The sequence below is a fragment of the Thermococcus sp. genome (genome assembly GCF_027052235.1).
GTDB lineage: Archaea > Methanobacteriota_B > Thermococci > Thermococcales > Thermococcaceae > Thermococcus.
This window is the reverse complement of the sequence record NZ_JALUFF010000064.1, coordinates 1-20,727: the sequence shown is the minus strand read 5'-3', so window position 1 is coordinate 20,727 and position 20,727 is coordinate 1. Positions and strand designations below refer to the sequence as shown.

At 53.8% G+C, this 20,727-nt stretch carries 29 protein-coding genes and 1 tRNA gene; 21 read left to right on the top strand and 9 right to left on the bottom strand.

The features are described 5' to 3' along the window. Positions 1-48 precede the first annotated feature (48 nt). The 8 genes from MVC73_RS08565 (at position 49) to MVC73_RS08530 (ending at position 3,878) form a co-directional block, all read left to right on the top strand. A complete protein-coding gene (locus MVC73_RS08565; RefSeq protein WP_297509710.1) occupies positions 49-561 on the top strand; it encodes a TIGR00288 family NYN domain-containing protein in 513 nt (170 codons plus the stop codon). Next, positions 558-1,049 (top strand): TIGR00288 family NYN domain-containing protein, encoded by a 492-nt coding sequence (locus MVC73_RS08560; RefSeq protein WP_297509707.1) that lies wholly within the window; start codon positions 558-560, stop codon positions 1,047-1,049. The genes MVC73_RS08565 and MVC73_RS08560 overlap by 4 nt, the downstream gene beginning before the upstream one ends. Before the next feature lie 84 nt (positions 1,050-1,133). Beyond that, entirely contained in the window at positions 1,134-2,288 is a 1,155-nt protein-coding gene (locus tag MVC73_RS08555; protein WP_297509704.1) for a thiamine ABC transporter substrate binding subunit, read from the top strand. Between the two features lie 53 nt (positions 2,289-2,341). After that, a tRNA-Arg gene (locus tag MVC73_RS08550) sits at positions 2,342-2,418 on the top strand. 119 nt (positions 2,419-2,537) lie between these two features. Then, a complete protein-coding gene (locus MVC73_RS08545; RefSeq protein ID WP_297500049.1) occupies positions 2,538-2,798 on the top strand; it encodes a 50S ribosomal protein L37ae in 261 nt (86 codons plus the stop codon). Between the two features lie 25 nt (positions 2,799-2,823). Beyond that, positions 2,824-2,973 carry a DNA-directed RNA polymerase subunit P gene (locus tag MVC73_RS08540; protein WP_297509701.1) on the top strand — a complete coding sequence of 50 codons (150 nt, stop codon included), beginning with the start codon at positions 2,824-2,826 and terminating at the stop codon, positions 2,971-2,973. A 51-nt stretch (positions 2,974-3,024) separates the two neighbouring features. Then, positions 3,025-3,657: a ribosomal biogenesis protein gene (locus MVC73_RS08535; protein ID WP_297509868.1), complete on the top strand. Its 633-nt coding sequence runs from the start codon at positions 3,025-3,027 to the stop codon at positions 3,655-3,657. Next, positions 3,609-3,878, top strand: coding sequence for a KEOPS complex subunit Pcc1 (locus tag MVC73_RS08530; protein WP_297509698.1), 270 nt, complete (start codon positions 3,609-3,611; stop codon positions 3,876-3,878). The genes MVC73_RS08535 and MVC73_RS08530 overlap by 49 nt, the downstream gene beginning before the upstream one ends. On the opposite strand, the gene MVC73_RS08525 is transcribed toward MVC73_RS08530, so the two are convergent. Next, positions 3,879-5,279 (bottom strand): hypothetical protein, encoded by a 1,401-nt coding sequence (locus MVC73_RS08525; protein ID WP_297509695.1) that lies wholly within the window; start codon positions 5,277-5,279, stop codon positions 3,879-3,881. Further along, a complete protein-coding gene (locus MVC73_RS08520) occupies positions 5,257-6,018 on the bottom strand; it encodes a hypothetical protein (RefSeq protein ID WP_297509692.1) in 762 nt (253 codons plus the stop codon). Before MVC73_RS08520 ends, MVC73_RS08525 begins: the two co-directional genes overlap by 23 nt. A gap of 168 nt (positions 6,019-6,186) precedes the next feature. Here MVC73_RS08520 and MVC73_RS08515 point away from each other — a divergent pair, with 168 nt between their 5' ends. The 11 genes from MVC73_RS08515 to MVC73_RS08465 all read left to right on the top strand — a co-directional run bounded on the left by MVC73_RS08515 (position 6,187) and on the right by MVC73_RS08465 (position 13,095). Further along, complete coding sequence (locus tag MVC73_RS08515; protein ID WP_297509689.1) at positions 6,187-6,540, top strand: prefoldin subunit beta; 354 nt, start codon at positions 6,187-6,189, stop codon at positions 6,538-6,540. A 27-nt stretch (positions 6,541-6,567) separates the two neighbouring features. Further along, a complete protein-coding gene (locus tag MVC73_RS08510; protein ID WP_297509686.1) occupies positions 6,568-6,906 on the top strand; it encodes a DUF3194 domain-containing protein in 339 nt (112 codons plus the stop codon). Next, positions 6,872-7,855 (top strand): bifunctional oligoribonuclease/PAP phosphatase NrnA, encoded by a 984-nt coding sequence (locus tag MVC73_RS08505; protein ID WP_297509683.1) that lies wholly within the window; start codon positions 6,872-6,874, stop codon positions 7,853-7,855. The genes MVC73_RS08510 and MVC73_RS08505 overlap by 35 nt, the downstream gene beginning before the upstream one ends. Beyond that, on the top strand, positions 7,855-8,181 hold the full coding sequence (locus MVC73_RS08500; protein WP_297509681.1) for a hypothetical protein: 327 nt from the start codon (positions 7,855-7,857) through the stop codon (positions 8,179-8,181). Before MVC73_RS08505 ends, MVC73_RS08500 begins: the two co-directional genes overlap by 1 nt. Before the next feature lie 32 nt (positions 8,182-8,213). Next, entirely contained in the window at positions 8,214-9,407 is a 1,194-nt protein-coding gene (locus tag MVC73_RS08495; protein ID WP_297509678.1) for a tetratricopeptide repeat protein, read from the top strand. After that, on the top strand, positions 9,298-9,990 hold the full coding sequence (locus MVC73_RS08490) for a tRNA-binding protein (RefSeq protein ID WP_297509866.1): 693 nt from the start codon (positions 9,298-9,300) through the stop codon (positions 9,988-9,990). Before MVC73_RS08495 ends, MVC73_RS08490 begins: the two co-directional genes overlap by 110 nt. 196 nt (positions 9,991-10,186) lie before the next feature. Further along, entirely contained in the window at positions 10,187-10,969 is a 783-nt protein-coding gene (locus MVC73_RS08485; protein WP_297509675.1) for a hypothetical protein, read from the top strand. Beyond that, on the top strand, positions 10,950-11,231 hold the full coding sequence (locus MVC73_RS08480; RefSeq protein WP_297509672.1) for a hypothetical protein: 282 nt from the start codon (positions 10,950-10,952) through the stop codon (positions 11,229-11,231). The genes MVC73_RS08485 and MVC73_RS08480 overlap by 20 nt, the downstream gene beginning before the upstream one ends. 116 nt (positions 11,232-11,347) lie before the next feature. Continuing rightward, a complete protein-coding gene (locus MVC73_RS08475; protein ID WP_297509669.1) occupies positions 11,348-11,581 on the top strand; it encodes a hypothetical protein in 234 nt (77 codons plus the stop codon). Between the two features lie 257 nt (positions 11,582-11,838). Continuing rightward, entirely contained in the window at positions 11,839-12,702 is an 864-nt protein-coding gene (locus tag MVC73_RS08470) for a hypothetical protein (RefSeq protein WP_297509666.1), read from the top strand. Positions 12,703-12,714: 12 nt separating this feature from the next. Next, positions 12,715-13,095 carry a hypothetical protein gene (locus MVC73_RS08465; RefSeq protein ID WP_297509661.1) on the top strand — a complete coding sequence of 127 codons (381 nt, stop codon included), beginning with the start codon at positions 12,715-12,717 and terminating at the stop codon, positions 13,093-13,095. On the opposite strand, the gene MVC73_RS08460 is transcribed toward MVC73_RS08465, so the two are convergent. The 4 genes from MVC73_RS08460 to MVC73_RS08445 all read right to left on the bottom strand — a co-directional run bounded on the left by MVC73_RS08460 (position 13,082) and on the right by MVC73_RS08445 (position 18,147). Beyond that, positions 13,082-14,947 (bottom strand): aldehyde ferredoxin oxidoreductase family protein, encoded by a 1,866-nt coding sequence (locus MVC73_RS08460; protein ID WP_297509658.1) that lies wholly within the window; start codon positions 14,945-14,947, stop codon positions 13,082-13,084. The two genes, MVC73_RS08465 and MVC73_RS08460, sit on opposite strands and share 14 nt — an antisense overlap. Then, complete coding sequence (locus tag MVC73_RS08455; protein WP_297509863.1) at positions 14,947-15,774, bottom strand: aldo/keto reductase; 828 nt, start codon at positions 15,772-15,774, stop codon at positions 14,947-14,949. The genes MVC73_RS08460 and MVC73_RS08455 overlap by 1 nt, the downstream gene beginning before the upstream one ends. 90 nt (positions 15,775-15,864) lie before the next feature. Continuing rightward, entirely contained in the window at positions 15,865-16,881 is a 1,017-nt protein-coding gene (locus MVC73_RS08450; RefSeq protein WP_297509655.1) for a radical SAM protein, read from the bottom strand. Between the two features lie 30 nt (positions 16,882-16,911). Continuing rightward, entirely contained in the window at positions 16,912-18,147 is a 1,236-nt protein-coding gene (locus MVC73_RS08445; protein ID WP_297509652.1) for a 2,3-bisphosphoglycerate-independent phosphoglycerate mutase, read from the bottom strand. A 91-nt stretch (positions 18,148-18,238) separates the two neighbouring features. On the opposite strand from MVC73_RS08445, the gene MVC73_RS08440 reads away from it, so the two are divergent. Together MVC73_RS08440 and MVC73_RS08435 are read left to right on the top strand one after the other, a co-directional pair. Then, entirely contained in the window at positions 18,239-19,171 is a 933-nt protein-coding gene (locus MVC73_RS08440) for a calcium/sodium antiporter (RefSeq protein WP_297509649.1), read from the top strand. A 41-nt stretch (positions 19,172-19,212) separates the two neighbouring features. Continuing rightward, on the top strand, positions 19,213-19,713 hold the full coding sequence (locus MVC73_RS08435) for an HIT domain-containing protein (protein WP_297509646.1): 501 nt from the start codon (positions 19,213-19,215) through the stop codon (positions 19,711-19,713). Between the two features lie 4 nt (positions 19,714-19,717). On the opposite strand, the gene MVC73_RS08430 is transcribed toward MVC73_RS08435, so the two are convergent. The 3 genes from MVC73_RS08430 to MVC73_RS08420 all read right to left on the bottom strand — a co-directional run. Then, a complete protein-coding gene (locus MVC73_RS08430) occupies positions 19,718-19,906 on the bottom strand; it encodes a hypothetical protein (RefSeq protein WP_297509644.1) in 189 nt (62 codons plus the stop codon). A 23-nt stretch (positions 19,907-19,929) separates the two neighbouring features. Further along, a complete protein-coding gene (locus MVC73_RS08425) occupies positions 19,930-20,220 on the bottom strand; it encodes a winged helix-turn-helix domain-containing protein (protein ID WP_297509860.1) in 291 nt (96 codons plus the stop codon). A gap of 71 nt (positions 20,221-20,291) precedes the next feature. Then, the coding region (locus MVC73_RS08420) for a DUF2202 domain-containing protein (RefSeq protein ID WP_297509640.1) at positions 20,292-20,727 on the bottom strand (436 nt) is incomplete at its 5' end.

The following is a 20,727-nucleotide window of genomic DNA, read 5'->3' as shown; positions in this document are numbered from 1 at the left end:
CGGCGATAGTACCGCTTAGTTCATGTCAAAATATCATCGGTGACATCCATGCCCGGGGGTAGCTGGGAAAGGATAGTCTCAATAACAAAGGACGGCATCAAAAGCATCGGGATGATGAAGAGGAAAGTGAAGAGGGGGAAGAGGATAGCCCTTCTCATCGACGGTCCCAACATGCTCCGCAAAGACCTCGGTGTCAAGCTTGAGGATATAGTGGAGGCCCTTGAAGGCTTCGGGGACATAAGGGTCGCGAAGGTAATCCTCAACCAGTACGCCCCCCAGGGATTGATAGAGGCGGTCTCAAACCAGGGGTTTGAGGCCATAATAGTATCGGGCGAGACGGGCGTGAAGCTCGCGGTTGAGGCCATGAGGGAAATCTACAATCCAAACATAGACATAATAGCCCTCGCAACAAGGAACGCGGAATTTCTGCCCGTAATTCTGAAAGCCAAGGAGAAGGGGAAGGAGACGATAGTGATAGGCGTTGAACCCGGCTTTTCAGTTGCGCTCAAGCACGCGGCGGACTACACCATAGTCCTCACCCCAAGGAGGGAGGAGGAGTGAGGGAAACCCTGTACAAGGTTCTTAAGAGGGAACGGGGCGAGAAGGAAGAGAAAAAAGAAGAAAAGACGAGAACCATAGGCTTGATAATAGACGGGCCCAACATACTCCGTAAGGAGTTCGGGATAAAGCTTGAGGACATAGTGGAGGCCCTTGAAAGAATAGGCAAGATAAGGGTCGCGAAGGTCGTTCTGAACCAGTACGCGCCTCAGGGGTTGATAGAGGCCGTTGTGAACCAGGGACTGGAACCGGTCATCGTGGCCGGCGACACCGACGTCAGGATAGCGATAGAGGCGATGGAGCTGATTTACAACTCGGACGTCGATGTCATAGCCCTCGCAACGAGGGATGCCGACTTCCTGCCCATAATACAGGAGGCCAAAAGGCGCGGAAAGGAGACCATAGTCATAGGGACCGAGCCCGGTTTCTCGGTGGCTCTCCAGAACGCTGCTGACTACGTTATAAAGATGGAGCGCCGGAAGTCCGAGTAAGTTCCCAAAGCTGGGACGCAAACTTTTTAGCACCTTCTATTATCGAGTTATTGGAGACAACAACCTGATAATGGAGGTGGTATCGTGAAGAGAATACTCGCGCTGTTCCTCGCGGTGCTCCTCCTCTCGCTCGGCTGGAGCGCCGTTCCAGCCAAGGCCGAGGAGACGCTGACGGTGTACTCCTACGACAGCATAGAGCCGTGGATGAAGCAGATAGTCCCTATCTTTGAGAAGGAGTACGGTGTTAAGGTAAAGCTCGTTCTCCTCGGTGATGCGGGGCAGGTTCTCAGCAGGCTCATAATGGAGAAGGACAACCCCCAGGCCGACGTCGTCGTCGGAATAGACAACAGCTACCTTCAGAAGGCAATAAACGAGGGCGTTCTCGTCCCCTACAAGCCCGAAAACGCCAAGTACATCCCGGACTGGATAATCAAGAACTTCGACCCCAACTTCTACCTGACCCCATACGACTACGGTGCCATAGCAATCGTTTACAAGAAGGACGAGCTGAAGAACCCGCCGAAGACCTTTGAAGAGCTCCTCAAGCCCGAGTGGAAGGGGAAGCTCATAGTCGAAGACCCGAGGACGAGCTCGACTGGTATGGCCTTCCTCCTGTGGACGATAGCGGTTTACGGCGACAGGTGGCCCTACTACTGGGCCAAGCTCAGGGACAATGGTGTTATAATAGTCAAGGGCTGGTCGGCTGGCTGGGAGATGTGGGACAAGGGACAGGCCCCACTATTCGTGAGCTATGCCACTGACCCAGCGTACGCCGCTTGCGAGGAGAACAGCACCAACATCGGGGCGATATTCCTCAACAACACCGCCTACCTCCAGATTGAAGGGGCAGGCATAGTCAAAGGCTCCAAGCACATCGAGCTGGCGAAGAAGTTCATAAACTTCCTCATAAGCAAGGAAGCCCAGGAGAAGCTCCCGCTGAACCAGTGGATGTATCCCGTGAACGAGGAGGTAAAGCCCCCGGCCTGCTTCGGCTATGCCCTCGATGTCAGCAAGGCAAAGATCGTCTCGATACCGAGCGAGGAGCTCGCCAAGAACACTGACAAGTGGCTCAAGGAGTGGACGGCCGTAATGGTCGAGGGTAAGAGTCCCGAGGAGATATCGCCAACTCCCTCACAGAGCTCCAAGGCAAGTTCAACTTCCACCACCAACAAGGTCTGCGGGCCAGCCCTCGTGGTGGCACTGGCAGTCCTACCACTCCTCCTAAGGAAGAGAAAGTGAACCTTTCCTTTTTACCACAAATTTTATAAGACCGCTTTAAAACCTTCTGGCGAGGGCCCGTAGCCTAGCAGGATAGGGCGCCGGCCTTCTAAGCCGGAGGTCGCGGGTTCGAATCCCGCCGGGCCCGCCATGCAACTATTCTTCCAAGCCTCAACACATCCCATGGAAAGGCCAACATGCAAAGGTTTATAAAACGTCTCCGGGAAACCCCTTCAGTCGCGAAAATGAGGTCAATAAGAGGTGATGCTCATGGGAAGGACTGTTAAGGTCGGTTCAGCTGGAAGGTTTGGGCCCAGGTACGGTCTGAAGATTAGGAGAAGAGTAGCCGCCGTTGAGGCCAAGATGAGACAGAAGCACGTCTGTCCCGTCTGCGGAAGGAGGGCCGTCAGGAGAATAAGCACCGGTATCTGGCAGTGCCAGAAGTGCGGTGCAACCTTCGCCGGCGGAGCATACCTCCCGACCACCCCGGCCGGGAAGGTCGCCAAGCGCGTTGTGGCCTCCAAGGCCTGATCCTTTCTAATTTGAGGTGGTTACCATGGTAAAGGCTCTTTATCGCTGTGCGAAGTGCGGAAGAGAAGTTGAGCTCGACCTCGCGACTACGAGAGAGGTTCGTTGTCCCTACTGTGGCAGTAAAATTCTCTACAAGCCCAGGCCTAGGGTTGCAAGGCGTGTTAAGGCCATCTGATTCTTTCGTTTCGAAAGCCTTTTAGCCTCAACTTCCTTCTGAGTGATAGCCATGATGCTGATAACGACTTCCCACAGACCGACGAGGAGGACGAGGAGCTTCGGCCACGACCTGGAGAGAGTCTTCCCCAACTCCCTCTACTTAACCAGGGGGAAGAAGACCATCCAGGATTTGCTGATGGAGGCCTACGAGAGAAACTACGAGAGGCTTTTGATAATCAACGTCTGGAAGGGAAACCCCCTCAAGATGACCTTTATCAAGGTCGACCCCAACGACTGGGGCTACCTCGGATACCTCTACCTTCACGGCATAAAGCTCCAGCGGGAGATAGGTTTCAGGAACCTGAGGCCCATCCGGGAGGAGATGCCCTTCATTGTGACAACGGCCAAGCGCGTCGGGATAGACCACACGGCCTTTGCCCAGGCCTTCGCCGAGCTGACCGGCGGAAAGTTCGTCCCGAGGGGCAACAAGAGCCTGACAGCAATAGCGGACAGATACAATACAGACGTCATAGGGGTCATAGAGAACTACCCGCGGGGAATGGCGGTCAACTTCTACCGCCTCGACGTTACGAAGGACAGGGCCGTTGGCCCGCTCATCCTCGTCAAGATATGGATAATGGAGGACGGCCGGAGATGGGACTACAAAGAGGCCCTAGCAAAGAGTGGCCAATCGAGGGGCTGATAGAGATAGCCCTTCCAAACGAGGAAACCGCCAGGGTTGTTTACGAGAGCGTCCGATACGAGCACGAGAGCGTGCCCTACAGGAGGAGCAGGATTGAGTTTTTGAGAAGGGAAAACAGGATAATAATAAAAGTTCTCGCCCGTGACAGCTCTGCCCTGCGGGGAACTCTGAACTCCTACCTGAGATGGATTAAGGTGGCCATTGATTCCCTTGAGGTCTGATCAAGAGCTCAACTCCTTCAAACGGTTCCTGCACTCCTCAAGGCTCTTCCTCAACGCCTCGTTCTCTTTCCTGAGATTCTCGATGACCTCCGTAAGCTCCTTCTCCCTGTTCTTAACGAAGGCCTCCAGACGGGTGAGCTCGGACTCTTTTTCCTTTAGCGAGAGCTCCTTCTCCTTCAGCTCCGCCATCTTCTCTGAATACTCCCTCATAAGGGCTGAAAGCGCCCTCTCCTGGCTCGTCAGGTCAAGCAACTTCTTGGATACCTCTGCCCTCTCCCCCTCAAGCTTGGAGTACTCCTCGAAGAGCTTCCTCTTCTCCTCCTCAAGCTCCTTTCTCCGGGACTCAAGGGCCTTTTCCAGTGCCTCAAGCCTCTCCTCCCGGGAGTTAAGCTCCCTCTCGTAGGACTCAAGCTCCTCCCTGAGCGCTGACAGCTTCTTCTCCTCCTCCTTTATTGAGAGCTCCCTTTCATCGAGCTCCTCGGACCTTTCCTTTAGTTCGCTCTCCTTCTCTTTCAGCAGTTCTATGAGCTCGGTTATCCTCCGAAGGCTTTCATCGAGCGTTTTTTCTCTCTCGGCAATCTCTTTAAGCTTCTCATCGAGCTCCGCTTTGAGTTCCTCAGCCGACGCGACTTCCTCCTCCCTCCTCTTGAGCTCGGCCTCGATGTCCTTGAGCCTCCTCTCCCTCTCAAGGAGTTCGGATTCCCTCTTTTCGAGCTCCTCAATCTTTGAGAGAACATTTGCTAGCTTTTCATCGAGGGATTTCTCAATTTCGGAGACGTGCTTTTCCCGGGAGGCTATTTCCTCCTTCCTCTTCTCAAGTTCCCCCAGCTCGGCAAGGAGGGCCTCCTTCTCCACCCTCAGGGAGGAGACCTTCTCAGAGAGTTCGCTGAGTTCTTCCTCCAGCTGGGTTTTCCTCCTTTCAAGATCCTCCAGCTGTGAAATCCTCTCCAGTACGTACTTTCTGACATCTTCAAGCTTCTCCCTCTCCTCTTCCAGGCTTCTGGAGGAACTCCTGAGGAGTTTGATTGCATCGTCCAGTCCTCTTATCGAGTCTGGCAGTTCCTCCGAGATGAGCTTCAGGTCTTCAAGCAGTTTTTCGTAACGTTTCCCCTCTTCCTCCAGCCTTTCAAGTAGGGATTTGAGGTCATCAAAGACTTTTCCGGCGGTTTCGTTTGTCCCTCTGAGCTCCGAGAGCACTTCCCCGATTTTCTCAACTAGCCGGGCGTATTCCTTGAGGCTGGCCCTCTGCTCCTCAAGGAGAACCGTCGCGAGAACCAGGGTAAGCTCCTCCTTCGAAAGACCCTTGCCTCTCTCGACCTTGGCGAGAATCTTGGCCGCATCCGGGGAGTACTTCCGATATCCTTCGAGAGTCTTAAACTCAAGGCTTTCGGACATCCTCAACACCCCTTTCAATTGCCTTAAGGCCCTCAACCGCGTCAAACTTTGAGGAGAGAAGCCCGAAGTTGACGAGGGTGGACTCCCTGAGCTCGAACAGCTCGCCCCTAAGGGCCTCAAGCTTCTCACCCTGTATGTCGAGAAGCCTCTCCTGGAGCTCTATCTGCTTGGTGAGTGCTTCCTCAAAGTCCCTAAGTTCTTCCATGAAACTCTGGTAGCGTTCCTCCTCGGCCGAGGAGAGCTCTGAGAGGAGCTTCTTGAGCTCGTATGTCATCGCCCTGATGTTGGCCTTCAGCTCGGTGTTCAGGGTCTTTATCATAGCTATGGACTCGTCCAGAGCGCTTATCCTGTACTCAAGGTCAACTATCTGGCCGGTGAGGGTATCGGAGGCCTCCTTGATGGCTTTCCTGAGTTCCTGTTCGGAAATCGATATGCGCTCCCCGAGGCGTGAGATGTTCTCCGAGATTCTGCCTTCTGAGGAGTTTAGGGCCTCCCCAATGGCCACTATGGCCTTCCTGTTGGCCCCAATCTCCTTGGAAATTTCAGAGTTCCCGGTCTCAATCCTCTTGCCGAGGGCGGAGATAGAAGTTAGTATTGCGTTCTGGTTCTCTTCAAGGGCCCTAACGTGCTCATCAACGTTCTTAAGCTCGGAGAGAACCTCTTCGATGCTCCTCTGCATCTTGGTCAGTTTTAGAACAGTGGTCTGAAGCTGTCCTGTAATAAACTCAATGTCCTCTTCCCCCACGGTGTGCACCCATCACCTTTCTCAGCCCTCAAAGTATTAAAGTGTTTTCCATTGGGGGTCATCAGGTTATACACCGGAGTATGAGGCCGGCAAAGGCCGGGTGTATCCCAAAGTATTTAAAGCTCGGCCCTTATTCTAACCCGGTATTACGATTACGGAGGTGCGAACATGCAGAACATCCCGCCCCAGGTTCAAAACATGCTGGCCCAGCTTGAGAGCTACCAGCAGCAGCTCCAGCTCGTCATCCAGCAGAAGGGAAAGGTTCAGGCAGAGCTGACGGAGGCAAAGAAGGCCCTTGAGGAAATCGAGAAGCTCCCCGAAGATTCGGTAATCTACAAGACAGTCGGAACGCTGATAGTGAAGACCACGAAGGAGAAGGCCCTGGAGGAGCTCAGGGAGAAGGTCGAAACCCTCGAAGTCCGCCTGAACGCCCTTGAGAGGCAGGAGAAGAAGCTCAACGAAAAGCTCAAGGAGCTGACGGCCAAGATACAGGCCTCCCTCAAACCGCCCGTGGCGGGCTGACCTCTTCTTTCTTTGGAGGGCCTTCCGATGAGCGGGGGGAGCACGAGGGTAATCCACATAGGCCTCCCTGAGTTGAGCGAGGATGAGGTCATAGCCCTCGGCGAGCTGGCCCAGAAGGTCATCCTGAAGAGGGTATTCGACGAGCTAGCGAGGAGCGAGGTCAAGGACATAGAGGTCACGGCAAGGATAAACAGGGGGGAAACCCTCGACCTTGAGATTGAGGTCTACCTGGAGGTTCCAATCTTTGTAAAGGTTGACGTTGATGCCCTCGTTGAGGAGGCAATAGAAAAGGCCTATGAGGCCGTTGAGAGGAAGCTGAGGGAGATATCCAATGAAAGGAAAGATAAAACTCAAACGCCTCCTTGAGAGCCCGGGGGATAAGTCCTTCCTCCTCCTCTGCCACCACAATGCTGACCCGGACTCTCTGGGCTCGGCCATAGCCTTCGCCAGGTTTCTGAAGTCCCGGGGTTACGAGAGGGTTAAGATAGGCGTCGCCCAGAGCGTCTCCTCCTACGCGAAAAAGCTCCTATCTCTCTCCCCCGTTCCGGTAGAGAAAAACCCCAAGGTGAGTGAGAACGTTGTTGTAATCTTCGACACCTCGTCGCTGGAGCAACTTGAGCCGATCGAGATTCCCCCTGGGAGGTTCGTTGTCCTTATAGACCACCACGTTGAGAAGGAGAAGCCGATTAAAGCGGACATAGCTGTTGTTGACTCCTCCAAGACCTCGACCGCTGAAATTGTATGGGAGCTTTTCAAGTACTTCCGCTTCGCTGATGAGGAGAGCGTGAAGGCCCTGCTAGCGGGAATAGTCACCGACACGGCGAATTTCCGCTTTGCCAACGCGAGGACGTTCAAAGCAGTCTCGGAGATGTTGGGACGCTTTCCAGTTCAGATGGGCGAGATTTTCCAGCTGGTGGCTCCCGTTAGCGATGAGAACACCGACCAAGCGAAGAGGATGGCAATCCTGAAGGCCTGTCAGAGGCTTGAGATAAGGAAGTTCAGGAGGTACGTTATAGCCATCTCAAGGGTTTCTGCCTACGAGTCCTACGCCTGCAAGGTCTTTCTCCAGCTCGGGGCGGATATAGCGATAGTCGGGAGCGAAAAGAAGGGAGTGAGGATTTCGGCGAGGGCCAGGGAGAGCCTCGTCAAGAAAGGCCTCCACCTCGGGAGGATAATGGAGAGGGTCGGACCGATTATAGAGGGCTCTGGAGGTGGTCACGCCGGGGCCGCTGGTGCCAACGGCAGGAAGAACCTCGACGAGGCCGTGAAGCTCATCCTTAAGGAGATTGAGAAGTTTTTGAAGGAGGTGGAGTGATGGCGCGCTGTCCGGTTTGTGGTAAGCCCCTCGACTGGGGGCAGCTGGTGGAACAGATGCTGGCCCTAGAAAACGCGAGGGAGGTTATGAAGGACAGGGAGCTCTTCATCGAAACCCTTGAGGAATTTGTCTTCAAGTGCCCTCACTGCGGTGAGGAGTTCTATGGCAGATACCTCCCGAGGGAGGAGGTCGAGAAGGTCTTTGAGCTCCTCAACGAGTTTAAAGGCTCGATAGATTGGGAGAGGAAGAAGGTTCGCCTGAGGCTGAACAGTCTTCTGGCACTGGACACGATGCTTGAACAGTGGGACAGGAAGGTGAAGGGGTAGGCTTTTTAGTGTTCCCGCCCTAAACCCCTCAGGTGAAGGGCGTGGAGAAGGTAGCCGAAAGGCTCCGAGTTGGCGATTACAGGGGCTCCCTCAGGGAGGCCCTCACCGTTGAAGACCCCCTAAGGAAACTCGTGGCCCTTCTAAGGGTTCTGGAGGAGTTCCCCAGGGAGGAAGTTCTCTACCACATGCTCGAAACCCTGGAGAAAGTAGAGGACACCCCAGGAAAGGCCCTGGGACTTTCGATAGTCGGAAGGGCCCTCTACATCATGGACAGAGAAATAGACGCCGAGAACTACTTTGAGCGCTCCATACAGCTGGCGAGAAGGATACGCTCCCCCAAGCTCAGAGGCGAAGTTCTCGGAGGAATAGCGAGGAACCTCGCCTGCTCCGACAGGTACACCGACGCGTACCTCCTCTTCTGGGAGGCCGTTGAGACCCTGAACTCATCGAGGGGCCTTTCTTCGGGCGTCATCTCCTCCCTCCTCAAGCTCGCGAGGCTCATAGAGAAGAGTGCCGACGAGACAGGTAGCGAGATGGCCCTCAGCCTCTACCGCCTCGCCCGGGATGTTTACGAGTCCGCCCACTTTCAGCTACAGGCGAGGTATCTTGAGGAGAAGATAGCCCTCATAGAAGACCTCAGGAAGAGGGGCAGACGGGTGATAGACGAGCTGATAGAGAAGGGAGAGGCCTCAAGGGCTGTGGAGCTTATGCGCTTCCTCGAACCGGAGGAGAGGGCTGTGGAACTGCTGAAGCTCGCCTACTGGCTGTTCCTCCACGGGAGGGAGAGGCTCGCGAAGGAAGTGCTCGGCGACGCCCTCGACCTCATACTCGTCGGGAAGTTTACACCCAGAGACGTTGAGATTGCTGGAATAGCGCGTTCCCTCCTCAGGATAGGCCGTCTTGAGGAACCCCTCGTCCTGGCTGGCCTCGTGAGGGATAGAAAGCTTGCCTCAGAACTTCTGGGGGAGATAGCGGTCGCCTACGCACGCGCCGGTGAAGAGAACAGGGCGCGGGCCATCGCGGAGGGGATAAGTGACGAAAGCATTAAGAACCGCGTTTTGAAAGCCCTTCAGGGTGGTAAAGGTGTGGGACACGAGCAAGGATTACCGCTTACTGGTGGCGGAGAAGGCGATAGAGCTCTTCCTGAAGACGATAGAAGGGGCGAAGTTCAAGGGACACTGGGACAAGAAGAGGGCGATTCAGCTGGCGAAGGAGATGCTCCCTGAGATACAGGCGATGCGCTACAGCTACATAGAGCCAAAGGAGCTCATAGAGACCCCCCAGATGAAAGCACTAAAAGAGAAGGCCCTGGCCATAATTGAGGCCTTGGGCGGAGAAGACTGGCACCACAAGTTCCTCAGCAACGCCTTAAAGGATGAGCGGGAGAAAGTTGAGGAGCAGGTTGCAAAGATAAAGTTCTTCCTCAACACGATTCTCGGTCTCGACAAACGCTTAGCCCTAGGTAAGATAAACGACCCGGTCATAGCGGTGGACATAAAGGTCGGCGAGGTTATGAGCGTCGCTAAGCATCCAAACGCCGACAGGCTTTTGGTTACAAACGTCAACATCGGCGACAGAGCTGTTACCGTCGTGACGAACGATTTAAGCGTTAAGGAAGGAAACCGCGTGGCCGTTGCACTTCTCCCGCCGGCAAACTTCAGGGGAATAGTCAGCGAGGGCATGTTCCTTGGAGCTGGAGAAGGCATTCTAAAGGACGTTAAAGGAGAAATCGGAGGGCTTCCGAAGGGGATTCCCCTTGAGGCTCTCAACGAGACGAGGAATTTAGTTGAGGCGTTTCTGAAGAGTTGACTTTTCGCTTTTTGTTTCAATGTATCCGCTAGCTTACTCGATTACTCTTCTTTCTTTTAGCGCATTCCCCTCGTAAAACCCACCTCTGAATAAATTCGTACTCGAAAAAAAGGGAGGAATTTTTACTTAAAATAAAAGGAAAGATTTATATGCTAACATTCATAAGCGTTATGAAAACTCTCGGGAGGTGAACAACTTGAGATGGAAGCCACTGTTCGCAGTCCTTTTAGGACTGCTGATGGTTGGAGTGATGGCCGGAAATTCCTATGCGTTACCCCAAAAACCTGGCTCTCCCATTCACTCCCCCGAGACATTGATAAAAGTTTTTACGGGATCCACTGCACTAGTTCAAGCCCAAGCTTTTCTTAAAAAGCTTCCAGTGACGCTCACTTTAAACCTCAGTTCACTGAGCGATGTAACTTTCTTTGGAGTAGCTCTAAGACCCACAGATAGCGGAGTTTACATCCCAGCCTATTACATAGTTCAAGGGGCAAAGCCAAAAGACTACCCCACCCTTCAAGAGAAGTTCCTTGAAGTTGCAAAAAGCCATTTCAAGGCCAGGGTCTCGAATATAAAAATAGCCTCATCCATTGAACCTAGTGTAAAATGGAACTATGCAGGGAGTATTGAATATATAACATCAGCTGTATCGTTCCTAGACCAAAAAGGAATGCTCCAACTCAAAGGGTTTTACTACTATTGCATTATCAATGAGAACACCATCGAATACTATGCAAAAACAAAAGTTCGCGGGGATGTTTCTCCTAGAGCTGCACTCAAAGAAATTCACCTTCATGTTAGTGGACCAAAAGACTACGAGAAGATAGATGATTTCCTTCCCGACGGACACATTGGACCCGTTACAAGTTACTCCCAGTCGGTCATGGTAGAACTCCACTCCAACAAAGTTGCACAGATAAGTGCAAGCGCAGGATATACCACAAATACTCTATTTCAGGATGGACGCCCACACATTTAATCCAAACAAGTACGTTGACTTTTATGCCTATGACTTCAATAGAAAATCCTGGCTAAAGGACTATCCTGCGTGGGGCAGGTCATTCTACTTCAATACTGCTCTAACAATGAAATCTATATCACCGGGAGATGCCTGTTATTTCGGTGTCTTTAAATATAAAGCAAGTGCCAAGTTTTATTTCCAAATGCCAGTAGGAGTAGTACCAGCAGTAACAAAACCACCCAAGGACATAGAGATTTCCGTATATGACGGTATTCCATAGTTAACATTTTTACTTTTTGCTGTGCTTTTTTGAAGACTGATTTTGTCTTTGGCGTACTATAAAGATCGCATTATGCTTAAGACAATTCAATATGAAAAAGGGTATGCGAGTGTGATATGGAGGTGATGGAAGTGCGGTTTAGATTTTTCTTTTCAACTCCTTTCTTCGCTCTATCCATGTATTCTCTGTACTTATCCCTTATATTTGCACTTACCCATCTTTCCATCTTAGGTGACGAACCCAGCTTAACCATCGACCTTTTACCGGTTGCTCTCGGCATCTTCGTGCCTGCAATCTCCTCATTCATCTTCTTAAGGAAAAAGAAAATGTCTCCAGGGTTTTTTGGGTAGTCTCCACGGCCATTGTGATGTTAATGTCTATTGTTATATACCCCATCATCATGAGAAACTGCACTCCCACAACCTGCGACGATGAGAGTGCATGGTTCATCCCGACGACACTGGTCAGCTTGGGCTTTTTGGTTGGGGCAGTAACATACAAGCTAGTTGGTAAGTATAAAGCAAAGCAGAAACCTTATAATTTTCATTATTGAGACTAAATTGAGACTAAGGATAGCTAAGATAACTGTGTCCGGAGGAGGGATCCAGTGAGGCGCTCCCATGTCGCTCTGGTTTTCCTGCTCGCCGTTATCATAGGAGTGCTCGCGGTCTATTATCCGGGTTCTAGAGGGGAGAACAGCCCAAACTTACCACCCTCACAAAACGACAGTTCTCTGAAGTGCCCTTCAACAGCTTTCAGCGGACAGAGATTCTCCCTCAGCTGGGGCTTCGTTGTCCTTAGAAACGAGAGCAAAGTTAGTACCGTTCCCCTCGTAAAGTTCAGCGTTGGCCAGTACGGCAAAACGAACGTGAGCACTGGCAACGTGACGGCAAACGTCCCCCTCGTGGTTTTAATGGCCTGCAGTTACGATGGAAAGCCCCTCTGGAACCTCACCCTTTCCGGCTACGCTTGGGCCTACGATGATAGGGAATACGGCATTGAAGCAAACGGAACAGTGGCTCCAGTAGTCCTTGCAACAAATACGAGCGACTACCTCTACGTCCTCGTTTATCAGACCTCCCCAAGACAGTTCTCGGACCTCAGGAGGTATGCACCGGAGGATTACTTCTACGTTTTCGGCAAAAACGGAACGGTTAGAAAGTTTGACCTTGGCGGGGGTTACGTCCCCATCAGGAACGCGTTTTTGGTTTCCAACGGTAGCTACGTCCTCATGGGACTTGAGCAACCCCAGCTCGATGGCTCGCCTCAATCCGGCTACGTCATGATTCTGAACGGAACAAAAGTAGTTTGGAGCAGACTCTTCCAGATGAACGACCCAAGCTGTCTCTGCTACGTGGTTTCCGGCTGGGGCAGGATTGACGGGAACGGCTGCGCGACCTTCGGGCTGTACGACGGCTATGCTACCTACTGCAACGGGACGCTGACGTTTCACCGGAACTCTGACGGGTGAGTGTTGGGGATGATGGGAATCGTCTTAACCCCTCTTGTGGCCTACGCCCTGCTCTTCGTGCTCCCGGCGGTATACGATGAGATGCCCCGCGAAAAGGCCGACCTCATAGCGGCCATTCTGTACGCCATCGTCCTGCTTCCGTCTTCTTTCTACTTCACCTTCGTAAGTGCGGCGATGATCGACACCTTCGGAATCGACGCACACCTCCCTGCGCCCCTAGACCTGCTTGCGATACTCCTCTTCGCGTCAACGATGGCCACTGCCATAGCGTCCATTCCGCTCCTACTGATAAGGAAGAAAAGGGGAATAATGAGGCCAGTTGCCGGGATTTTCGCAGCTTACCTTTTCCTCGACTTGGTTGTCCTGCTTCTCTTTGGCTCTATTGGCTCCTGAACTCCATCCTCTTCCTAACGACCTCCAGAGCCCTCTCCGCGTCTTCCCTGAACTCAGGGAGGCCGAGCTTCTCCATCGTCTCCGGCAGTGGGACGCCAAGCTCTTCGTCCCAGCCCCTCAGCCGGTAGAACTCCCTTCTCGCCTCAAGGAAGTCGTTGTAGTCTATGAATGCCGCGTTGCCCTTTGCCGGCCCATCCGGCTCTGGCTCCCACCAGCGCGGCGGAATCGTGTCGTCGAGCGGCGGCGTAACCCAGTCGAGGGCGTTATGTATGCGCGCGATGCTCTCAACGCCCCAGGCCCTTCTCCGCAACTCCTCCACCGTCCACTCCTCACCCGTAACTAGGGAGTAAAGCCTCGCAAGGTCTTCCATCTTGTAGGGCACGAACTTACACGTCCCGAGCATATCCGTGATGTAGCTCTCGTCCCTGCCCTCTATCATCGAGGGAACCAGCTCTTTAGCTGGCCCCTGGTTTGGCAGCTGGTGCGGTCTCGGCCAGCCGCGGAGGTGGGAAGCGCCAACGTCGGCCGTCGCGTAGCTCAGCGCGTACGTCCTCCTCCCGCGCGGATCCCATGCTGGTGCCTCCATCCCCTTGACGTGGACAGCTAAATGGCATCCCCTGCCGAGCCTCTCGCAGGCCCTCTTCACGCCATCGGCTAAGATTGCCCCAAAGCCCTTCCTCTCGGCCATTAGCTTGATGAGCTTCTCTTCAGCTTCCTCGTCGCCGAAGCCCTTAACGGGGAAGCCTATCTCGTCTTCACCAATAAGACCGCGCTCGACCATCTCGAAGAGCCAGGCTATCGTGTTTCCAGTCGCTATGCTGTCCAATCCAAGGTTGTTGACGAGCCAGTTGAAGTAGGCCACCGCCGGGAAGTTGAAAACGCCGGTGGCAGCGCCGAGCATCGCTATGCTCTCGTACTCGGGCTTTATGCGGAATTTCCTGCCCCTGTATTCCACCTCAACATAGCGGGCGCACTTTATGGGACAGCTCTTGCCGTGGACGAACCACTCGGGAGTTACTTCGTATTTCTTAACCTCATCTCCGGCGAGCTTTGAAGCCAACTCGTCGGGAATGTAGGGCCTTGAGAAGTTGTAGGCCGGACTCATGCCGAGGGAAGCGGCACTTCTCAGGGCGTCGCTCGTTCCGTAGTTCCTCGTGTGCTCGTACTTCGGGTTGGTCGCGAACTCGTTGTAGTACTCCTGCCACAGCCTCTGGAACTCCTCTGGATTGGCAACCTTTGGCCTCTGGCCGGGCTCGACGACGATGGCTTTAACCCTCTTGCTCCCTAAGACCGCTCCCAACCCACCTCTGCCGCTCGCCCTCTCGGTGTCATAAACAACGTTGGCAATCCTGCTGAGCTTCTCTCCCGCCGGGCCGATTAAAGCGATGCTCGCCTTCGGGTGCTCCTTCCATATCTCCCGGGCAACCTCATAGTTGCCCCTGCCCCATAGGTGCCCAGCCGGGAGAATCTCAACCCTTCCATCGTGGATGTATAGATAGACAGGCTCCTCGGCCCTGCCCTCGATTATTAACGCGTCAAAGTGCCCCTTCAGCTTCGGCCCGAAGGCGTCTCCTCCGCTGGAGTCACTGATGAGCCTCGTCTCCGGGCTCTTGCTTACCGCTATTACCTTGCTTGAACCCGGAACTAAGCCGGTCATTCCACCAGGTGCAAAGACGAACTTGTTGGCAGGGCTGAGCGGATCGGTTCCCGGCGGAACCTCGCGGTAGATCAAGTAGTAGCCGAGGCCCTTTCCGCCTATGAACCTCCTTATGACATCGTCCGGCAGTTCTTCGTAGGTAACCTTCCCCTCGGTCAGGTTGACGCGGGCTATTCTGTTGTGGTAGCCGTACATCAGACGCACCTCCTGGCTTTTTCCCTATCCTCCTTCGACAGGCGCCAGCCCATGGTTCCAAAGTTCTCCTCCACATGCTCCTTTCTGCCGGCCTTTGGAATGGCTATAACGTTCTCCTCCCAGATGAGGTAGTTCAAAGCGACCTGAGCAGAGGTCTTCCCGTACTTCTTCCCTATCCCGGCGAGGCATTCATTCCTCGCCAGCGTCCCCTTTTCGAGTGGCGTGTAGGCTATCAGGGCAATCTTCTCCCTCTTCATGTAGTCGAGGAGGCCACTCGTCTCGGGCCAGCGGTCTTTGATGGAATACTTGACCTCGTTCGCTACAATCTCGTACTTCCTCATCGCTTCCTGCGAGCGCTTGAGAAGCTCAAGGTCAAAGTTGCTGACGCCTATGTACCTTATCAGCCCCTCGTCAACGAGTTCCTCCAGTGCGTGAAGCGTCTCCTCTATCTTTTTCCAGCTGTCCCCGGGCCAGTGGAGGAGGTAGAGGTCTATGTAGGTTCCCAGCCTCTTAGCGCTCGCCCTTGCGGCTTTCTTGGCCTCGGTGTAGCCGAAGTGAGTCGGCCAGACCTTGCTTATGATGAATATCTCCTCGCGCTCGAAGTCCCTTATCGCCTCTCCAACGAGCTCTTCACTGTGCCCGGCACCGTAGAACTCGGCCGTATCGATGAGGTTTATTCCGAGCTCAAGACCATATTTAAGAACTTCAACGCTCTCCCTATCCCTAGAGTAGTCGGGACTCTCCTTCCCGCCTATCCCCCACGTGCCCATTCCTATGGCGGTAACTTTGTCATCGCCTATCCGCTTAAGGTCCAAAACCCTTGCCATTTTCACCACCGGTAGAATTAGGAATTCGAACTTAATTAAGGTTTCCGTCTGAACGCTAAGATAAAAGAGCAAATGTGGGTAACGAATGGCTCAACCGACGAGTGCGTTTTTGAAACCAAAATCCCTCACAAGTCTCCTCGCTTCCTCCATCTCCTCCAGCGTGAGGGTTCTGGCTATCTCCCGGTACTCCATCGCCCTGTACTCGGGCCGGTACTGGAACATCACGTTGAGCCTGATATTCCTCCCAAGGTTTTCGGCTATCCACTTTAGTATTGGCTCCGTGCAACAATCAAGGTGTCCCGGAACGACGAGATGCCTTATGAAGAACTCCGCACCGTAGTGGTTTTTAGCCAGAAGAAAGTTCCTGGTGACGACCTCCCAGTAGCGGGGAACCTTGGAGTACTTTCTGGCACAGGCGTCGTTGCCCCACTTGAAGTCGCCGAGGTAAAGGTCGACAACCCCGTCGAGGAGCGCCATGGCATCTTCCCTCATGTACATGTTGGAGTTCCACACGACAGGAATCGGGACTTTAACGTGCCTCAGCGTTTCGAGAACGAAGGGCAGGTTCGGTGTGGGCTCGCCCCCGACGAAGTTCACGTTTTTAGCCCCCATCCTGAAGGCCCTCTCCATCTTAAGGGCCATGAACTCCGGAGAAAGCTCAACCCCAACGCGGAACTGGCTTATGTCCCAGTTCTGGCAGAACACACAGCGGAAGTTGCATCCAGAGAAGAAGACCGTGTAGGAAGGAACGAGCTCCGGCTCCTCTCCGTAGTGGAGGAAGTAGCTCGCAACGAGGGTTTCCCTTACGCGGCAGTAGCCCACGCTTTCTTTCCTGTTCACACGGCATCTAACCTCGCAGAGGGTGCAGGAGTCGAGTATTCTGTCGGCTATGGTGGCCTTAAGGTCGAGGAGGCTCTTTCCGGGCTTTTCCCGGAGGTCGTTCTCCCTCAGCTTTTCCATGCCCTCATCGTGGAGCTCCCACAGCTCTTCTAGAGGCTCATCCCCGCGGAAGCTCACGGGAACTTTGCTGGCCTGCAGGAAGGCTGGCTCCTCTTCCCCGGCGAGAATCGAGAGGTACCTTGGGAGTGCCCTCCTAGCGCCCTCCATCATTAGAATTTGGAAAGAAAAGTTAAAAGCCTAAGCCCCGAACTTCTCGCTCCTGTTCATTAAATCCATCATTATCGGAACGATGTCGTGTCCCTTTATCCTGCCGAGGCCTCCCCTCATGCACTCCCGCTCGCCGAAGCTCTCAGTGTGGTCTGGTCTAACTCCACCGCCGGCAATGAGGAGCGGAACCGGGTCGCCGCTGTGGTTCATCACTTCGCATGGCGTTGAGTGGTCGCCTGTTATCGCTATGACAGTCTCTTCAAGGTCGATGTGGTCGAGTATGTAGCCTATCATCCTGTCGGCCTTCTCTATCATCTCCGCCTTGAGCTTGGGGTTGTTGTCGTGGCCAGCTGCATCTGTCGGCTTGAAGTGCAGGAAGACGAAGTCATAATCTTTGAGCAGTTCAACTGTCTTTTTGGCCTTTGCCATCTCGTCGGTGTTGTATTCGCCGGTGGCTCCTTCAGGGGTGTAGACATCGAATCCTATCGCCCTCGCGACGCCCTTGACGAGCGAGACCGCTATAACCGCTCCGGCCTTCACCTTCCACTGCTCGGTGAACTTCATCGGGATGTTGGGATATGTTCCTGCACCGCGGATGAGGAGGTAGTTGGCAACCGGCTTGCCCTCTTTCCTGCGCTTCTCGTTGATTGGGTGCTTCTCAAGGATTTCATGAGCCTGCCTCACAAACTCCTCAAGGATTTCGGCAACGCGCTTGCTCTCCTCGTCCTCCCAGGTAAAGGGATGTGGTGGCTTTCCAGCCTCGTGTGGGTCGTTCTCTCCAACGCGGTAGCCTTTGGCCATGCCCTTGAGGACTAAAACGGCCCTGTGGCCGGTTGCCCCAACGAAGATGAACGGAACCGGGAGCTTAACGTTCTCCTGAATGGCCTTCGCCAGTTCGTGGGCCTCCTCCGTGCTTATCCTCCCCGCTCTCCTGTCAACTATTATCCCGTTCTCAATGGTGGCGAAGTTGACGCGGAAGGCAAGGTCGTCCTCCTCGAGGTCGAGACCAACGCCGAGGGCCTCAAGGAAGCCCCTCCCGCGGTAGACCTTGTAGGGGTCGTAGCCGAATATGCTGAGATGAGCGGTGTCGCTTCCCGCCGGTTGCCCGGGCTTTATCGGGTCCTGCTGACCGAGAATGCCGATTTTCGCGAGCCTGTCCATGTTCGGCGTTTCAGCGTGCTCAAGGGGGGTCTTTCCGCCGAATTCCTTGATTGGCCTGTCGCCGAGGCCGTCGAGGATTATGAGCAGTCCCTTCCTTTTCTTCATGATATCACCGAGGGTGGTTAGTTAAGCGGGTTAAAAGCTTTGCCGGCGGAAAGCTTATCAATGGGCGGGCAAACTTCGGGTGGGGAGGGAAGTGGGAATTATAATCTGGGGCTCTGCAATAGCGGTTGGAATAATACTCCTCGTAATATTCGGTGACAAGCTGTCGGATAAAATCATCGATGTGGCCAGAAAAGCTGGCGTTTCCCCATTGGTTATAAGCCTCGTCATAATAAGCTTCGCCACAACTTTGCCGGAGATAACGACGAGCGCCCTGGCGAGTTTTGAGGGGGCCGAGGGAATAGCCCTTGGAAACGCCCTTGGAAGTATTTTCGCCAACATCGCCCTCATTCTCGGCTTGGCCTCTCTCGTAAGGCCCCTCAAAGCTGGTGAAGGAGCCTACGAGAACTCCCTGGTTATGCTCCTCTCCCTTGGACTTGCGATGCTCCTCTCGGTTGACGGGGTTCTCTCACGCCTCGACGGGGCAATCCTGCTGATAGCTTACGGAGTTTACCTCAGGTGGCTCTACAGGAGACACTTCAGACCCGGAAGGGAGAGGGCCAGGAGAAGGGAGAGGGCAACCCCGCTGGACTACGCGCTGTTGTTGATCTACGGCGGTTTAATGGTCGTTGGGGCCAGGATGGTAGTTTTCGGGGGCAAGAACATCGCCGAGGTCCTTGGAGTTCCGGAATACGTTATAGGGGCGACGATAGTTGCCATCGGAACCTCCCTTCCAGAGATGACGAACGCCCTCTACGGGGCCGTGAGGGAGCGCGGGAGCATCAGCGTCGGCAACATAATAGGGGCCAACATAATGAACGCCCTCGTCGTTCTGGGGATAGCTTCCCTCATAAGGCCCCTCCCTACCGAGGCCTCAACACTCACCGTGCTTTTGGTTCTACTTGCCATGATACCGATGATAGTCTCGCTCAAGAGGAGCCAGGGGCTTGGAAAGGATATCGGGGGTTACTTCCTCCTGCTCTATGCCCTCTACCTCTACCTGCTCTTCTCGGGGGCAAAGCTATAAGTTTTTAAGCCCCTCTTCCTTCCCCCGCCGGAGGTGAGAGCTTGAAAGTCCTCTGGGCACCGTGGAGGATTGAGTACATACGCTCACCCAAGCACGACGGATGCATATTCTGCGACTTTCCGAAGGAGAACCGCGACAGGGAGAGGTTAATCCTCCACCGCGGAAAATACAGCTTCGTGATAATGAACAACTACCCCTACAACCCGGGCCACGTCATGATAGCCCCTTACCGGCACGTGGGGAAGTGGGAAGACCTCACAGACGAGGAGCTCCTTGAGATAATGAAGCTCTCACAGCTCATGATAAGGGCCATAAAGAAGGCCATGAACCCGGACGGCTTTAACCTCGGAGTTAACCTTGGCAGGGTTGCCGGGGCTGGAATAGACGACCACGTCCACCTCCACATTGTCCCGCGCTGGAACGGGGATACGAACTTCATGCCGGTAATAGCCGACACCAAAGTAATCCCCGAGTCCCTTCAGGAAGCCTACGACGAGCTGAAGAGGGCGATAGAAGAGGTTGATAACAGGAAAAAAGAGTGAAGGGTCAAACCTCTTCGAGCTTCTTCCTTATTTCCTCGGTGTTCCTCCGCGTTTCCTCAAGGGCACTCTTAAGTCTCTCGACCTCGACCCTGAAGTCGTTTAAGGCCTTGTTCACCTGATAGAAAGCGAAGATAAGCACCACAAGGATTATCAACCCGAGGATTATGCTTATCCACCCGCTTGGAGTTTGCATATGTTCACCTCCCCAAGGCATCTTCATCCCTCCAATCTCATTATCATCTCATTGTCAATGATTATCCGGAACTGCCTTGCTCTATAGTACTTCTTGGCCCTCGAGTCGCCGGGTTCAAGTCGGAGTTCACTCTCAACCAGCCCCGCCTTCTCAAGTTTCTTGAGGTGGAGGTAGAGGAGCTGCCTCGATATGCCGAGCTCCTTTGCCAGCTCATAGACGTACCACTCTTTTTCGCAGAGCATCTTGAGTACCCTGACCCTTATCGGGTTTGAGAGGGCCTCCCCGATTGCCACAAGCTCTTCCAAGGTAACCATTGTCACCACGCTGATGCACGCCTAAGCAAAGCTCTAAAATGAGAAAGGTAAGGGAGAATAAAAGCTTTCCGTCAGCTCCCGACTATGGAGCGGTACTCCTCCTCACTCAGCACCCGGGGCGAGTACTCGACACCGTAGCTGTTAGCCAGCACCCTCGTGAATGCTTTCAGATGGTTCTTGCTGCCAGCAATCAGGCTCTCGAACACGAGCTTTATGTCTTCGTTGTCTGTCCTTGAGAGCCACTCCTCGAGGTCTTTTATATCAACCTCCTCTATTAGTGCCCCAACCTTGAGGGCCTCAATGTCACTCGTCTCGTCCCTGGAAACGAGCTGGTCGTAGAGGGCTTGTATCTCAGGGTTTGTGAATTCTCCTATTCCTTTATCCTCCGCCGGATCGGTCAGGTTGTACTTCTCGATAAGGCCTAGTACCGCATTCATGTGCCTCTGCTCGCTTTGTGCAATCTTCTCGAAAACTTCAAGGCCAGTCTCGTTGTACAGCGTCAAGTAG

Bases quoted from the DNA above. Each gene is read 5' to 3' on its own strand.
- MVC73_RS08565 (WP_297509710.1), top strand. From the start codon at position 49: ATGCCCGGGGGTAGCTGGGAAAGGATAGTCTCAATAACAAAGGACGGC.
- MVC73_RS08545 (WP_297500049.1), top strand. From the start codon at position 2,538: ATGGGAAGGACTGTTAAGGTCGGTTCAGCTGGAAGGTTTGGGCCCAGG.
- MVC73_RS08540 (WP_297509701.1), top strand. From the start codon at position 2,824: ATGGTAAAGGCTCTTTATCGCTGTGCGAAGTGCGGAAGAGAAGTTGAG.
- MVC73_RS08535 (WP_297509868.1), top strand. From the start codon at position 3,025: ATGATGCTGATAACGACTTCCCACAGACCGACGAGGAGGACGAGGAGC.
- MVC73_RS08530 (WP_297509698.1), top strand. From the start codon at position 3,609: ATGGGACTACAAAGAGGCCCTAGCAAAGAGTGGCCAATCGAGGGGCTG.
- MVC73_RS08515 (WP_297509689.1), top strand. From the start codon at position 6,187: ATGCAGAACATCCCGCCCCAGGTTCAAAACATGCTGGCCCAGCTTGAG.
- MVC73_RS08510 (WP_297509686.1), top strand. From the start codon at position 6,568: ATGAGCGGGGGGAGCACGAGGGTAATCCACATAGGCCTCCCTGAGTTG.
- MVC73_RS08505 (WP_297509683.1), top strand. From the start codon at position 6,872: ATGAAAGGAAAGATAAAACTCAAACGCCTCCTTGAGAGCCCGGGGGAT.
- MVC73_RS08500 (WP_297509681.1), top strand. From the start codon at position 7,855: ATGGCGCGCTGTCCGGTTTGTGGTAAGCCCCTCGACTGGGGGCAGCTG.
- MVC73_RS08480 (WP_297509672.1), top strand. From the start codon at position 10,950: ATGGACGCCCACACATTTAATCCAAACAAGTACGTTGACTTTTATGCC.
- MVC73_RS08475 (WP_297509669.1), top strand. From the start codon at position 11,348: ATGGAGGTGATGGAAGTGCGGTTTAGATTTTTCTTTTCAACTCCTTTC.
- MVC73_RS08465 (WP_297509661.1), top strand. From the start codon at position 12,715: ATGGGAATCGTCTTAACCCCTCTTGTGGCCTACGCCCTGCTCTTCGTG.
- MVC73_RS08460 (WP_297509658.1), bottom strand. From the start codon at position 14,947: ATGTACGGCTACCACAACAGAATAGCCCGCGTCAACCTGACCGAGGGG.
- MVC73_RS08455 (WP_297509863.1), bottom strand. From the start codon at position 15,774: ATGGCAAGGGTTTTGGACCTTAAGCGGATAGGCGATGACAAAGTTACC.
- MVC73_RS08450 (WP_297509655.1), bottom strand. From the start codon at position 16,881: ATGGAGGGCGCTAGGAGGGCACTCCCAAGGTACCTCTCGATTCTCGCC.
- MVC73_RS08445 (WP_297509652.1), bottom strand. From the start codon at position 18,147: ATGAAGAAAAGGAAGGGACTGCTCATAATCCTCGACGGCCTCGGCGAC.
- MVC73_RS08430 (WP_297509644.1), bottom strand. From the start codon at position 19,906: ATGCAAACTCCAAGCGGGTGGATAAGCATAATCCTCGGGTTGATAATC.
- MVC73_RS08425 (WP_297509860.1), bottom strand. From the start codon at position 20,220: ATGGTTACCTTGGAAGAGCTTGTGGCAATCGGGGAGGCCCTCTCAAAC.